The organism is Magnetospira sp. QH-2 (assembly GCF_000968135.1).
Taxonomy (GTDB): Bacteria; Pseudomonadota; Alphaproteobacteria; order Rhodospirillales; family Magnetospiraceae; genus Magnetospira.
In genome coordinates, this window is record NZ_FO538765.1 from 2,306,544 (window position 1) to 2,320,165 (window position 13,622).

Annotated in this window: 12 protein-coding genes and 1 tRNA gene; 8 read left to right on the forward strand and 5 right to left on the reverse strand. The window is 54.9% G+C overall.

Features of this window, described 5'->3' with window-relative positions; all coding sequences use genetic code 11:
- Nucleotides 1–43: 43 nt before the first annotated feature.
- Nucleotides 44–406 (reverse strand): response regulator, encoded by a 363-nt coding sequence (locus tag MGMAQ_RS10900; protein WP_046021566.1) that lies wholly within the window; start codon nucleotides 404–406, stop codon nucleotides 44–46.
- Between the two features lie 45 nt (nucleotides 407–451).
- Complete coding sequence (locus MGMAQ_RS10905; protein WP_052716326.1) at nucleotides 452–1,240, reverse strand: hypothetical protein; 789 nt, start codon at nucleotides 1,238–1,240, stop codon at nucleotides 452–454.
- Between the two features lie 633 nt (nucleotides 1,241–1,873).
- Between MGMAQ_RS10905 and MGMAQ_RS10910 the strand changes: the two genes are divergently transcribed.
- Together MGMAQ_RS10910 and mak are read left to right on the forward strand one after the other, a co-directional pair.
- On the forward strand, nucleotides 1,874–2,137 hold the full coding sequence (locus MGMAQ_RS10910; RefSeq protein ID WP_046021567.1) for a hypothetical protein: 264 nt from the start codon (nucleotides 1,874–1,876) through the stop codon (nucleotides 2,135–2,137).
- A 1-nt stretch (nucleotide 2,138) separates the two neighbouring features.
- Complete coding sequence (mak, locus tag MGMAQ_RS10915; protein WP_046021568.1) at nucleotides 2,139–3,050, forward strand: fructokinase; 912 nt, start codon at nucleotides 2,139–2,141, stop codon at nucleotides 3,048–3,050.
- On the opposite strand, the gene MGMAQ_RS10920 is transcribed toward mak, so the two are convergent.
- Nucleotides 3,047–3,856 (reverse strand): EipB family protein, encoded by an 810-nt coding sequence (locus tag MGMAQ_RS10920; RefSeq protein WP_046021569.1) that lies wholly within the window; start codon nucleotides 3,854–3,856, stop codon nucleotides 3,047–3,049. The two genes, mak and MGMAQ_RS10920, sit on opposite strands and share 4 nt — an antisense overlap.
- Nucleotides 3,857–4,118: 262 nt before the next feature.
- Between MGMAQ_RS10920 and MGMAQ_RS10925 the strand changes: the two genes are divergently transcribed.
- Nucleotides 4,119–4,847 (forward strand): GGDEF domain-containing protein, encoded by a 729-nt coding sequence (locus MGMAQ_RS10925; RefSeq protein WP_052716327.1) that lies wholly within the window; start codon nucleotides 4,119–4,121, stop codon nucleotides 4,845–4,847.
- A gap of 6 nt (nucleotides 4,848–4,853) precedes the next feature.
- Nucleotides 4,854–5,357: a hypothetical protein gene (locus tag MGMAQ_RS19615; RefSeq protein ID WP_052716328.1), complete on the forward strand. Its 504-nt coding sequence runs from the start codon at nucleotides 4,854–4,856 to the stop codon at nucleotides 5,355–5,357.
- 3 nt (nucleotides 5,358–5,360) lie between these two features.
- Here the strand turns inward: MGMAQ_RS19615 and MGMAQ_RS10935 are convergent, their stop codons facing one another.
- Both MGMAQ_RS10935 and aspS read right to left on the reverse strand, forming a co-directional pair.
- Nucleotides 5,361–6,203 (reverse strand): SPOR domain-containing protein, encoded by an 843-nt coding sequence (locus tag MGMAQ_RS10935; RefSeq protein ID WP_148560927.1) that lies wholly within the window; start codon nucleotides 6,201–6,203, stop codon nucleotides 5,361–5,363.
- 199 nt (nucleotides 6,204–6,402) lie between these two features.
- Nucleotides 6,403–8,220, reverse strand: a complete 1,818-nt coding sequence (aspS, locus tag MGMAQ_RS10940; RefSeq protein WP_046021571.1) for an aspartate--tRNA ligase — start codon at nucleotides 8,218–8,220, stop codon at nucleotides 6,403–6,405.
- 171 nt (nucleotides 8,221–8,391) lie between these two features.
- Here aspS and MGMAQ_RS10945 point away from each other — a divergent pair.
- From MGMAQ_RS10945 to MGMAQ_RS10960, 4 genes are all read left to right on the forward strand, one after another.
- Nucleotides 8,392–8,467 (forward strand) — tRNA-Lys (locus tag MGMAQ_RS10945).
- Between the two features lie 614 nt (nucleotides 8,468–9,081).
- Nucleotides 9,082–10,893: a Na/Pi cotransporter family protein gene (locus tag MGMAQ_RS10950; RefSeq protein WP_046021572.1), complete on the forward strand. Its 1,812-nt coding sequence runs from the start codon at nucleotides 9,082–9,084 to the stop codon at nucleotides 10,891–10,893.
- Nucleotides 10,894–10,971: 78 nt separating this feature from the next.
- Nucleotides 10,972–11,217, forward strand: coding sequence for a hypothetical protein (locus MGMAQ_RS10955; RefSeq protein WP_046021573.1), 246 nt, complete (start codon nucleotides 10,972–10,974; stop codon nucleotides 11,215–11,217).
- Nucleotides 11,218–11,911: 694 nt separating this feature from the next.
- Nucleotides 11,912–13,588, forward strand: a complete 1,677-nt coding sequence (locus MGMAQ_RS10960) for a metallophosphoesterase (protein ID WP_158498834.1) — start codon at nucleotides 11,912–11,914, stop codon at nucleotides 13,586–13,588.
- The last annotated feature ends 34 nt before the right edge of the window (nucleotides 13,589–13,622 follow it).

Genomic DNA, 13,622 nt, shown 5'->3' on the forward strand with positions numbered 1-13,622 from the left:
TTTGGCGAGTTCGCAAGAACCCACCAAAGGTTTTCGGCTGTCCTTAAGCTGCTATTAGACGTTCCACATCCGCCAAAAATGCGTCCATCGGGATCGGCTTTTGGAATAGGACGTCCACGCCCTCCAAGGCCCCCCGCTCAACAAGGCGAGACATGGCTTTGTAACCAGTTAAGACTATGATCTTGGTGTCGGGGCACTCCTGCTTTAGCCGCCGCACCACCATGGCGCCATTTCCGCCGGGCATGACGATATCGGCGACCACCAGATCAAAGCACTGGGCCTCAATCCGATCCATTGCCTCGCCTCCGCTATGGGCGACCACGGTCTCATGCCCGACCGAAACAATCATTTCCCGGATCATCTCACAGAATTGAAAGTCATCATCTATGATCAATACGCGGGCCAAGACCATTTCCTTTTTGACTTTTTGCAGTCCATAGGCGTGCGTACGTCAGTCGTCCAACTGACCTTGCTGCACGATCCATTTGAGCTCTTCCTTGATGATTTCCACATGCGGCGCATCCTTGACCCGCAGGACTTCGGAAATCACGTGGCAACGCGTCGCCGTGGACAATCGGTCGAAATTCTCCAAAAACAAAAACTTGATCCCTGGACGGATGGTTGGCGACAGCAACAGGCTTGCCACCAGTTTGCGCCGTACATCGTGGCGCAAATTACCCGCTTCGGTCAGTTCGAAGAACTCACGCACAAACTGCCGGGGAGCGATCACCCCTTCCAACAGGGCCTGCAGGTTCTGCCGCAAGGCCGTGGAATACTGTTTGCGGGTCTGAATAATCATATGAGAAGCATGGCGCCGCACCGCCGCGATGGCGCCCGGATTGAAGGCACTATCGGTAATCAGATCGACGCATTTCTTGACTCCGGGATGTCGACTGGTCTCGCCGACCAATTGCAGCACCCCATTCACCAGCTTGGTGTCTTTGCCCTGAGGCCCCAATCGAGCCGCTGCGGCGAGGGCCATGGGGTTCTCCGGGTCACGGGTCGCCATCATGGCCAACGGCAAGGGATCTTCCAGGCCTGACAAGCCCACTTGCTCGTTGAGCAAGAATTCCGGCATCAAGATACGATCCTCTTCCCCGGGTAGGCATAGTGGTTGCCCTGTCTTGTAGCGCTGCTTGATCTCCCCGGCGAGCTTGACGCTTTCGGTGGAGATTGTCAGCGCCGGACGCTTCATTTCAGCAACCTTTTTCTTCAGCGGTGCCGCTGCTTTCGTGGTCATTGTCCGCCCCGATCCCAAGTCTCTATATGCTGTACCGTTCATCCCAACAAAAAGTGCCGGACCGACTTCCGCCCGCGCCCCTCTTGCCTGATGACCTGCTTTATTGGTCGGTTCAATTATGCGGTGGTAGCCGGTTAATAAACCTTCAAAGCTCATCTAATCCCCAAACCGGCGGAGAACAAGCTCTTTCGCTGTTGCAAGAATGACTCACTTTCCGGCTTTTTTCCACCCTATCGTTTTCAATCCCCCAATTGCCTCGAACCGCACCGAGGTGAATCGGGTTTTGGTAGGCATCCGCCACCCCCTTGATGTGACTCTTGTTTTCACCAATGTTCACGAATTGATTCAGTGAAAAATTAGTGTTTTCAAATTGTCCATTGCTGAAATTTCAGTATTTCCAGGTCAATAGGCATGAAATCGATATTTGACAGAGCCCAAATACGCTTCTAACAATAATCGTGCTTGGCAAATCGAACGTGTGCTTGGGATACAAATAACAAAAAACATTATGAATTTCTGAAATACGACGATAGTTCAATAATTCTGATAAGGAATAATTGTCGTCACCAAAGGTCACACCGGCAGGTTTGCGCATCGAAGTCTTTGCGAAACGACCATCAGGGAACCAATGGGATGGCTGCCAAACAACCGCCGAAACTTGATCGCTTCCATATTTCCTATCGATTGGCCGATGACCGAACCTCATTTAGAAGCCTGACGCTCCACGCTTCCGATCGAGAACAGGCTCTGCGCCTTGCTCATCGGCAATTGGGGGCGGTATCGGTCATCGCGATCGAGAGCAGCGACGAAACGCCGCCGGCAGCCCGCTTCATTCATGGGCAATTCCTGGCTCAAGACTCAAAAGACGAAGGATTGTTGTACGGCCTGTGCAGCTAATATGCGCATCGGCATCGACCTGGGCGGCACCAAGATCGAAGGGATCGCTCTGGATGACCAGGGACGGGAACTCCTCCGGGACCGCATTTCCACCCCAGCCGGAGATTATCAAGGCACCCTGAGTGCGGTCATTCAACTGGTGGAAACCATTGAAAGAAAAACCGGACAGCAAGGGTCCGTGGGTGTCGGCATCCCCGGCACAATCTCTCCTGTCACGGGCCTGATCAAAAACGCCAATTCAACCTGCCTTATCGGCCATCCCTTGGACCGGGACCTGTCCAAAGGTCTCAATCGTCCGGTCAATCTGGCCAACGACGCCAATTGCTTTGCCGTGTCTGAGGCCATGGATGGCGCGGGAGAGGGCTATCAGGTGGTATTCGGCGTGATCCTTGGCACCGGCGTGGGCGGCGGCCTGGTTTTCAACCACCAAGCTCATGTGGGACCCAATGCCATTGGCGGAGAATGGGGCCACAACCCCCTGCCCTGGCCCACCGACGATGAACGGCCCGGCCCGCCCTGCTATTGCGGCAAAAGAGGCTGTATTGAGACTCATTTGTCTGGGCCGGGTTTCGCGGGGGACTATCGACGCCGCGCGGGGGCCGACCAGACCGTGCAAGGCGCCCTGGAAATCTGCCAGCGGATCAAGGACGGCGACCCAGCGGCCCAACAAGCCATGCAGACCTATGAACACCGCCTCGCGCGCGCTCTTGCCGGGGTCATCAATATAATCGACCCGGACATTATCGTGCTGGGGGGTGGCCTATCCAATATTGATCGATTGTACAACAACGTCCCGAAGCTGTGGCAAGATTGGGTATTCTCCGACCACGCCGACACGCCTTTGCGAAAGAACCGCCATGGCGATTCAAGCGGCGTCCGGGGCGCTGCATGGCTGTGGCCGTCGGCAGGCTAACACCCCTCGTCGGGGAGCAATTCCAACTGCATCAGGACACCGCGAATAGCAAAATCGCCGAAATCCTGAACCAGGGATTCAGCGATCCCGTCGGGCCTGTAATGGGCGGAGAGTTCCACCACCGGCAGGGGCTCGCCACTCGCGGGATCAAAATAGGCCATATGAATGGGGGTCACCGGAAGCGGTGTCAATCCGGCCCCCTCCAGCAAAGAGCCCGCTCCCTTGTCAGACGGTTTCGAGCCGGAGATCATTGCCGACACTTGCATGGCCCCACCTTGATCGGCCCCATCGAACAATGGAACCGCCATCATCCTTTTTCCGTCGCGTGCTGCCTTTAGAAGCTCGATCAGGTGGCGGCTGGGAAACAGGGTACCGGGCGGCAGATCAAAATAGGCCTCTTCCGGCTGGGTAAAAACCACTTGGCGGTTGTCAGCCTCCAACGTCGCTTCTCCGCGCATCAAACTGATCACCGCGCCATTGTCCACTTCGCGGCCCCAAAAACGATAGTGGGTACCATCACGGGCTTCCCAACTCGTCAAGGACCAGAGATTCTCCTCCAGCCCCCCATCCGCATCACCAAGGATCAATCGACTGCGGTTCTCGGTAGACCAGCCGTCACAACGGCTTTGGAAGCGGTAAAAAAAGATCCCGGTGGCCTGGACAACCCCCGAGCCTTCTCGGGATTCCAGCAACGACACATCATATAACGCCCGGTGCGACACCAAGCCCTGCGCGCGCGCGGTGGCGTCGCCCCAGACGAGGACGATCAGAAGGATACCAAAGAGGCCGCGCAGCAAGAACATCATGGACCGGTTCGAAGTTCATCATGAATGGGCCTCGAAATTGGACCTAATTGGTCGCCCTGTCCATGGGGCATGTCTTGCCGGGTAGGGAAATATCTGCCGGGTGAACTGGGCAAATAGTGCCTCTCGAGCCTTCCTATCCTCGCCATGAACAAATATATCGCTTTCGATTCAATCCTCTGAAAGCTGGCACGGTCCCTGCTTGGAGAGTGTTGGTAATCCCTCTCTCCCGGGTTCGCTCCCGCAACGTGAATGGAAGAATACCATGAACGCTCAATTCGGACTGCCCATCAAGACGGCCAATGACGAACCGGAACACGATCTGGTCAGCCATATCACCCATTTGATTTACTGGCTGAGCGATGATGTATCCCCTGCCTCCTCTCTCCGCGAAACCGGCTCGACCATTGATGCCGCCGAAGCAGCCCTGATCTCCGCCATGCAGGCGGCCAACCTAATTGCCGAGCAGAAAGCCCGGATTGCCAAGTTGGAAGAACAGGTGCTGACCGACGAGCTGACCCAACTGAGCAACCGGCGTGGCTTCTTGCGAGAAGTCCGCCGGATCCGCTCAGCAATGGACCGGTACGACGAACAAGGGTTGCTGCTGTTCATCGATCTGGATGGCTTCAAGCAGGTCAACGACACCTTCGGCCACGCCGCCGGAGACACCGTCCTGCAACGGGTTGCCGATGTGCTGCGTGACAGCGTGCGGCAATCGGATGTGGTCGCCCGTCTCGGTGGCGACGAATTCGTGGTGCTGCTTTCCCATGCCTCTCCCGAGGCGGCACGGACCAAGGCACGGGAGCTGGATCGCATTCTCAACGCTGCAAAGGCTTGGTGGCATGATCATCAAATTCCCATCCGGGCCAGCATCGGCATCCGTAAAGTGACCCGAAACTGCGCCATGGACAAGCTGCTGCGCGAGGCCGACAACGCCATGTACGCCAGCAAGCGGTCGCGATGTTCGAGCCTGCCCGCCTTGTCCCAGCCCTGACCGGTTATGAAAATCGAAATTCTGCCGCCGCTGCTCAGACCGGACCTCACCCCCCAGGAAACGAAATCCCGCGAGATTATCCCCGTCGGCCCCACTCAGCCGCTGGTGATTGACGGCGAGCGGGTAGACGTACAAGTCGCGACCCCGGAACCGTCAGGTCCACCCACCGCCCTGCAAAAGCTTGTGGGCAACCGGGATGTACGGGATCTTTCGCCCCGACAGATGGTGGATCTCAGCCTGGACCTCTATGCCGGGAACATTATTTCTTGGGATGAGTACACCCTGCTCGCCTTCCAGCCGGACCTGCATCCAGACTATGACGCCACGGTCGGTGCCTTGACCGGACGCCCGGCGGCCCCGGACACTCCCCGGGACTATGTCGCCCAATGGGAGGAAAAACTCGATTTCGAGATGAAGCACAACACCGATGATCGGGCGACCCTGGATAAGGTCGCCCACATCGTCACGGTGCTCAGGCAGATCGAAAACCCGACCAACCTGTCCATCTAAGAATTACTGAATGCGGACGTCCGCCACTTCGGCTCCGGCAGCTTTGGCCAGTTCCGTTTCGGAAACCACAGGCCAAGCTTCCTGCTCGAACCGGGCAGCCCAAAGATTTCGGACACCGGCCTTGACGATGCGGCTCCGTACTCTCTTTTGATCCGCTTCGCTGAAGCCAACCACCAAGCGATAGACCATGCCGCCATCCATGGGACGATGGACCACCACCGGACGCAAACCGGCCAGCTTGAGAGACTTGCTCGCCGCCTCTTCCATGGTGCCGTAGGACCCAATCACATAGACCAGTTCACTATTGACCAACCGCAGCGGCGGCTCATCGGTTTCGTGTACCGGAAGCCGGTCGGCCTTGGCGATCAGTGTCTGTTCGCTGACAGGGGCCACGGGCTTGGATTTGGGAAGCGGCAATCCGGCCAACAGGGTCTCGGTAGCGGAATACTGGCGCGCGGTCTCTTCATTTTTTTGGACCGGCCCAGCAGCGGTGACGAATGTCGCCAGATCTTCACCCGCGTCCTGTTCATCAGCTTCCGCGACCGGTGTTTCGGTCATCGCGGAGACAGCGCCCACCGGCGGCTGCTCACCCGTGGCCTTGGCCACTTCGACCGCCGCCACTTGAATTTCGTCGCTTGTATCGATGCAGATGTCGTCGCCCTTGATACCACGCCATACCGCGCAGTCCTGTTCGGTCACCGCCGACAGCATATGATCGCTCAGGGATTTCTCGGTCGCCAGATAGCTGATGCCGTCCACCGCCCATGTGGCGATACGAACCGACATGGGTAACGCACAGCCCCCGACCAATAATGGCAGGGCCAAAACAACGATTGCTTTTTTCATGGCCTCATCCTTCACAACGGAAACTATTGTGATTCCGCAACAATTTCCGATCCCCGTCTATTCTTTATGCCTGACTTTGAGGCTAGAGCGCAAGGGTTAACAAACGGCGAATAGACGCGACGGTCCACGCCCATGCCCCGTTTCCCCCATACTCAGGTAAGGTATCGCATGCCGATTCAGGCAGGGACCCGACGGAGCGTCAGTCTTCCGACGCGTCTTCACCCTCTTGTTTTTTCTTTACTTTCACCTTCGGCAACTGAGCCCGGATATGCAATTCTCGATAGCGGGTCTCATCAATGACAGCCGGCGCTCCCATCAACAAATCCTGTGCCTGTTGATTCATCGGAAATGCGATGACCTCGCGAATATTGGGCTCATCAGCCAGCAGCATGACCATGCGATCGATGCCCGGGGCACATCCGGCATGGGGCGGCGCCCCGAATTTAAAGGCATTGAGCATGCCGCCGAATTCCTTTTCCACCACCGCTTCGTCATACCCGGCGATATCGAAGGCCTTGACCATGATGTCCGGGCGATGGTTCCGCACCGCGCCCGAGGATAGCTCGATCCCGTTGCAGACGATATCATACTGATAAGCCAGGACATCCAACGGATCCATGGTCTCCAGAGCCTCCAGACCGCCTTGGGGCATGGAGAAGGGATTGTGGGAAAACTCGATTTTGCCGGTTTCCTCGTCCAGTTCGTACATGGGGAAATCGACCACCCAGCAGAACTTGAAACAACCTTTTTCGACCAAATCCAGATCCTCGCCGACCTTGGTCCGGGCGGCTGCGGCAAATGCCGCGAACTCCGACGGCACCCCGGCGACGAAAAATACCGCGTCGCCGTCCTTGAGACCCAGTTCGTCCCGAAGCGCGGCGGCCCGGTCCTGGCCGATGTTCTTGGCCACCGGTCCGGCACCCTCGCCGTCGCGGAAGAAAATATAGCCCAGGCCCGGCTGCCCCTCGGACTGGGCCCAGCTGTTCATGCGGTCGCAAAATGCCCGGCTGCCGCCGCCGACGGCGGGGATGGCATAGACCCGCACACGATCATTCTTCTCGATCATCCCGGCAAAGATCTTGAAGCCCGAGCCCCGGAAAGTCTCGGTGGCATCGCTCATCTCGATGGGATTGCGCAGGTCGGGCTTGTCGGTACCGTACTTCTGCATGGCCTCGCGGTAAGGTATGCGCGGGAACGGATGCTCGGTCACATGGCGGCCCTCGCCGAACTCCTCGAACACGCCGCTCAGTACCGGCTCGAGGATTTCAAACACGTCCTCCTGGGTGGCGAAGGACATCTCGAAGTCGAGCTGATAGAACTCGCCCGGCGAGCGGTCGGCACGGGCATCCTCGTCGCGGAAACAGGGCGCGATCTGGAAATACTTATCGAAACCGGCAACCATCAGCATCTGCTTGAACTGCTGCGGCGCCTGCGGCAGAGCATAGAACTGCCCCGGATGGATGCGCGACGGCACCAGATAGTCCCGCGCCCCTTCCGGCGACGAGGCGGTGAGAATCGGGGTCTGCATTTCCAGGAACCCGGAATCGGTCATGCGGCGGCGGATCGACGAGATGATCCGCGAGCGCAGCACGATATTGGCATGGACCTTTTCCCGGCGCAGGTCGATGAAGCGATACCGCAGCCGGGTTTCTTCCGGATACTCCGCCTCGCCGAAGACCTGCAAGGGCAGTTGCTCGGCCGGAGATTCGATGGTCATGGTCGCAACCTGCACCTCCACGTGGCCGGTGGGCAGGTTGGGATTGATGGTGTCCTCGGTGCGATCAACGACCTTTCCATCTACAATGATCACGCTTTCCGGGCGCATGGCCTCGGCCTGGGCAAACAGCGGGCTGGATACGTCGATGACACATTGGGTGACCCCGAAATGGTCGCGCAGGTCGATGAACAAGAGATTGCCGTGATCCCTTTTCCGATGCACCCAGCCCGACAGGCGGACCTCTTGTCCGGTGTTGTGGGGGCGCAATTCCCCGCAGTTGTGCGAGCGATAGGGATGCATGACTGTCTCCTGGAGGGGTATCTCGTTCATTAATCTGGGGCGCAAAACGCCATGGACCCGAGCCTTTGTCAAGGGATTGGCCCCCACAGGGGCCGAAAACATTTGAAATAGACCAACAACCCCCTCGACAAGTCCGTTTGGACTCTGCTATATGCCGGGCCTCCCCGTTGGGGGCTGTTAGCTCAGTTGGTAGAGCAGCTGACTCTTAATCAGCGGGTCGTGGGTTCGAATCCCTCACAGCCTACCATTTAGATCAAGGCCTTAGCATGGACGCTAGGGCCTTGTTTCTTTTGGGCCATAGCGAGCATTGCGATATCTCGAATTGATATGCCCTACTCGCCGAGGATCGAGACGGCGGCATGGCGAGGAAGCTTGAACGGCTTCCGCGGGAGGCTGGCTAGATCACGTCGTGTTTGATCGGATTCGATCAAACATGAAAAACGTGATCGATTCCAATAAGGTCGTGCGTGTCTAACGGGTCCGATTGGACCCGACACGCGCTAGATCACGTCGTGTTTGATCGGATTCGATCAAACACGAAAAACGTGATCGATTCCAATATGGTCGCGCGTGTCTAACGGGTCCGATTGGACCCGACACGCGCTCGTGTCAATCCACCCCCTTTGAGGCCTCCGCCCGAACCACAACCAGACCCTTGATCGGACCACGTTTGGAATGAGGGTGTCGATTTAGTCGACGAGATGTTTCCATTAGGTGACAGATTTGTTACAATCACCTCCCCCAACAAGAAAATCCCAACACATCCAGTGCTGGAATAGAAAAACATAGCGTACCAAACAAATAGCAGCACACAAGATTGCTGCTATGAAAATATGTATCTGAATTAAAAAGGCATAGAGAATGCTCAAGAAAATATTTCTTCCCGTCATATTTTCCATATTGGTTTATGGATTCTGGGTAAGTCCGAATTTCAAGGAAATCTCCGCTGGCGTATCCATATTCTTATTTGGAATGCTCTTCTTGGAAGAAGGGTTTAGGTCATTCACGGGTGGCCTATTAGAAAGCTTACTGAAAAAAACAACAGACAAGCTGTGGAAAAGCATAGGGTTTGGTATTGCCACCACTACCATAATGCAATCCAGCTCTCTTGTTTCTGTCATCACCATCTCTTTTCTTAGTGCTGGACTGATTGGCCTAACATCTGGTATCGGGATTATTTTTGGTGCCAATATCGGTACGACGACCGGCGCCTGGCTGGTAGCCGGTTTCGGGTTGAAGGTGAAGATCTCGGCTTATGCCATGCCCATGCTGGTATTCGGCATTATTCTCGTCTTTCAGCGCTCCCGTAGCCTCAAGGGAATCGGCTACATCCTGGCAGGGTTGGGTTTCCTTTTTCTCGGCATCCACCACATGAAAGAAGGCTTTGAAGCCTTCCGCCATACCATCGACCTGTCTTCGTTTGCCATTGAAGGCTATGCCGGGCTGCTCATCTATACCGGGATCGGCATCGCCGCGACCGTCATCATGCAGTCAAGCCATGCCACCTTGGTACTAATTCTAACCGCATTGTCCGCACAACAGATCAGCTATGAAAACGCCTTGGCCTTGGCTATTGGCGCGAATATCGGCACAACAATTACCGCCATCATCGGTGCAATGAGCGCCAACTACCAAGGTAAACGATTGGCCGGGGCTCATCTGATGTTCAATCTCGTGACCGGCATGGTCGCGATCATCTTTATCCACCAGCTTGTCATTGCGGTGGAGTTCGTGGCCAACAATGTCGGTATCAGAGAGGACGATTACTCGCTCAAGCTGGCTGTTTTCCATACGATTTTCAATCTTCTCGGCGTGATCATCATGGTGCCGTTGATTGGGAAAATGGTGGCCTTTCTCGAGAAATCAATTACCGCGCCAGAACAGACGGTCGTGCAACCGCGCTACCTCAATGAGTCCGTGGAAGATTTTCCAGAAACCATGTTGGAAGCCGTCCGCAACGAGGCCATGCATCTTTATGACAATGCATTTGAAATCATGGCACACGGCCTCAATTTGCATCGACATGACATTTTGTCGGATGTGGACCTGGAAAAGAAATTGTCTTCCAGCAGGGAGGTCATCGACATTGAAATCGACGACGTCTATCTGACCAAGGTCAAAGCGCTATACTCGGCGATCATCGACTTCATCAGCCGCACGCAAACCCGCCTGCCCAACGAGTACGGCAATGAACTGTTCGAACTGCGTCACGTCTGTGGCACCATTGTTCAGTCGGTCAAGGAAGTGAAGCATCTGCGAAAAAACATGTCAGCCTATGCCAACTCCGACAACGAATTCATTCGCCGCGAGTACAATGGCATTCGCATTCAAATTGCGGAACTGCTGCGCATGATTCAGCAACTCCGCGACGGCCAAAATGAGGATGTGGATTCACTCGATCTGGATGAATTCAAGGTGGCGATCGCGGAAGAGAACATTGTCGTCAATGGCACCCTTGATGGATTGATTCGTGATGGGCGGATTACCTCCGGCATGGGGTCGTCGCTCATCAATGATATGAGTTATGCCAAGACCATCATTTGGAACCTGGCAGACCTGGCCGATAGCTTGTTTGGCAAGGATAGCCTTGATCAGCGTGAGGCCAAACTCCTCGTATCCCTGGACCAAGAAGAGGTTGATGAACTGGCATCTGAATCTGGTTCTGTGAATTAATTATGACGCTTCAGATTAATATCCCTTTGACCATCAAAGGGGTGTTAATCTGGTTCGGTCAAAACAAAGGGTGTCAAAATGAAAACTCAATCCTTGTTGGAATCACTGGGCAATGTGCTGAAGGACGATAAAAAGAAGCACAAGCAGATCGATTCCCTAAAAAAAGTATTGGCAAAACTGAAACACAAAAAGAATTCCCTACGGAAAAAGTCCGCCCAGGCCAGTGGTGTCGAGAAGAAAAAGATCGATAAAAAGCTTCATCTGATCCATGCCCAAAGAAAGAAAGGCCTCAAGGCTTTGAAACACCTGAAAAGCAAGAAATAGATTGCGTTTCGGATTTTAAAAAGCACAAGCAGGCTCTCCCTGCCTAGGGCACCTTTCGCCTCTGAACTACACCGAATTTGCCGGAGTCAGACCCTCCGCCGATCAATCACGCCAAACCTTGGATTTGGCTGTGTTGAAATGAGTCGGCATCGTAAGTACTGTGGAATCGTTGCCTTGGAAATCACGATCCTGCGAAATTAATCGTTTTGCTACCGCTGAATGCTGATCGTGCTTTGGCGGAAGGAGAGAAAGAACCATGGGAGTCTCAATCAACAAGAAACTCTTACCTGTTGAAGGACTCCAGGAGGTTTACGGGGTTGAATTGCCCATTGGGCTGAAGTTTCGCCAGTTGATTGTTACGGGGCCGCCAGGTTCCGGCAAAACATATATGATCAATAAACTGCACGGTTGGCCCAATGAGGGCTATATCGATATGACTCAGACCAATTGGTGGCGAGATCGTACGTTGGTGTATCGCCCCCGCGAGGTTCATTTGGGTTTGCCGTTCTTTGGTTTTTCGGAAGCTTTGACGGTTTTTGATCGGGAATGGCTGGAAAAGGGTGAGCAGCCCAAACTTGAAACAAACCGAATTATGATCCCTCCCCTCGGGCAAGGGTTGTTCCAGTCCAATTGGCGGGAACGCTATATTTTTGAATTTCTTCTGCCGTCTCCCGAAACAATACTGGCGTTCAGAATGTCCCGGAAAACTGATTCCTATCATACGGTTGATGACGATCTGAACCTGGAGATCATTCGGCGCCAGGTAAATACCTATGCGACCACGGCTCTGCACTTGCACCGAAGCAAAATGCAGGTCTATGTCCGCGAAACCCTCGATCACCCGCCCATGCGAATTGTCGAGGATGGTGAAGAAAGACCACCCGAATGGGCCATCAATGCGCCGGAGAAGGTGACGGATTACTTTGATCTGGGCAAAACCATCAAATCGATTCTGGGTCGTGATGGCGTGAAGTGGGTCGTGCCGGAAAAAGTGCCACAGGTCTTACATGGTGAATCACGGGTTGCCTATGATGGAAAACCCCTCGTGCTCAACCTGAACGGCATGGACGTTCATATTGTTCCAGAAATCCCCTATGGAGCGCGCCGCAAGCGGATCGAGAAAAACTGGGTTCTCATCAACGCCCAATCCGCCAAGAAGGGTGTGTATTCGTTTCTGCGCATCAAGGAAGGCGAGATACTTCTGCTGGGCCGTGGAAACGAAGAATGTGCCCAGGCGCTTGACCTGCCAAAAAAGGTCGCCAAGCGCCACCTGAATATCATCAATGAAAACGGCGACCTGATTCTGCGGGTTCTTGATGAAGAGTATGAAACAACTCTTTCGGCCCTCCATCGCAGCAAGGATGATTTCACCAATATCGGACGGCCCCTGGGCTCACGGGTCCGTGGTATCAATGTTGGCCGGCTCCAGGCCCTCCAGAGCGTTCGAGACCTGTATAAATGGCCCATGAAACCGCTGCCGCCGACCCCGGCCTTGGTGTTGCTCCGGGAAGTCATCGCCCAAATAGAGCAGGAGCCCTGCCAACCGAAAGATTCGAACGGACAGCCGGGAGCCGTTATCGAGTTGCCCTATGGCAAGACAACCGTGATCGTCGGCGATCTCCATGCACAAGTGGATAACCTGTTAAACGTCCTGAGCAGCATCAATATTCTGGACGGACTGGAGAATGATACCATTTCGCTCGTCATCTTGGGGGATGCGGTGCATTCCGAAGAAGATGGTGAGCTTGAAAATATGGATAGCTCCGTCCTGATCATGGATCTTATATTCAGCCTGATGCTCCGGTTTCCCAGCCGCGTATTCTACCTTCTTGGCAATCACGATAGCTTCGACCCGGAAATCAGCAAACAAGGCGTGCTGCAAGGGGTCTTGCTCTGCCGCCGACTACGGGAACTAAGGGGTGATGAATATATTGCCGATATGAAGCGTCTATTCGAGACCCTGCCTTACATCGCAAAATCCGACGAGTTCGCGGCCTGCCATGGCGGGCCTCCCAGTCGCGCCATGACCTATGAAGAAATCATCGATCTTCGTAAGACGCCTCAAAGAGCGCAAGAAGTCCTCACCTCACGCCTGAACCGCTCGGGGGCCCCAGGCAGCTACACCAAGGGGGATATCAAACGATTGCGGAAGGGTCTGGGGACTCCCAAGCAGTCTCACTTGATTGTTGGGCACACGCCCCTTTCCCAGTATGGAACCTATTGGCTCAATGCCGGAGATATCAAAGGGCACCATATTTTGTATAGCGGCCGGACAAATGGACCCGGCATATTCCTTTGCGAAGGCTCTAAATTGACCCCCCTTGAGTTTCCATCGGAACCTTTGCTGGACCTCATGAATAGCTTGGACTGAAAAAGCATCGCGATGGAACAAAAAGACCCGCTCC

Coding starts and splice junctions, on each gene's coding strand:
- MGMAQ_RS10905 (WP_052716326.1), bottom strand. CDS start 1,240: ATGACCACGAAAGCAGCGGCACCGCTGAAGAAAAAGGTTGCTGAAATG.
- MGMAQ_RS10910 (WP_046021567.1), top strand. CDS start 1,874: ATGGCTGCCAAACAACCGCCGAAACTTGATCGCTTCCATATTTCCTAT.
- mak (WP_046021568.1), top strand. CDS start 2,139: ATGCGCATCGGCATCGACCTGGGCGGCACCAAGATCGAAGGGATCGCT.
- MGMAQ_RS10920 (WP_046021569.1), bottom strand. CDS start 3,856: ATGATGTTCTTGCTGCGCGGCCTCTTTGGTATCCTTCTGATCGTCCTC.
- MGMAQ_RS10925 (WP_052716327.1), top strand. CDS start 4,119: ATGAACGCTCAATTCGGACTGCCCATCAAGACGGCCAATGACGAACCG.
- MGMAQ_RS19615 (WP_052716328.1), top strand. CDS start 4,854: ATGAAAATCGAAATTCTGCCGCCGCTGCTCAGACCGGACCTCACCCCC.
- MGMAQ_RS10935 (WP_148560927.1), bottom strand. CDS start 6,203: ATGAAAAAAGCAATCGTTGTTTTGGCCCTGCCATTATTGGTCGGGGGC.
- aspS (WP_046021571.1), bottom strand. CDS start 8,220: ATGCATCCCTATCGCTCGCACAACTGCGGGGAATTGCGCCCCCACAAC.
- MGMAQ_RS10950 (WP_046021572.1), top strand. CDS start 9,082: ATGCTCAAGAAAATATTTCTTCCCGTCATATTTTCCATATTGGTTTAT.
- MGMAQ_RS10955 (WP_046021573.1), top strand. CDS start 10,972: ATGAAAACTCAATCCTTGTTGGAATCACTGGGCAATGTGCTGAAGGAC.
- MGMAQ_RS10960 (WP_158498834.1), top strand. CDS start 11,912: ATGTCCCGGAAAACTGATTCCTATCATACGGTTGATGACGATCTGAAC.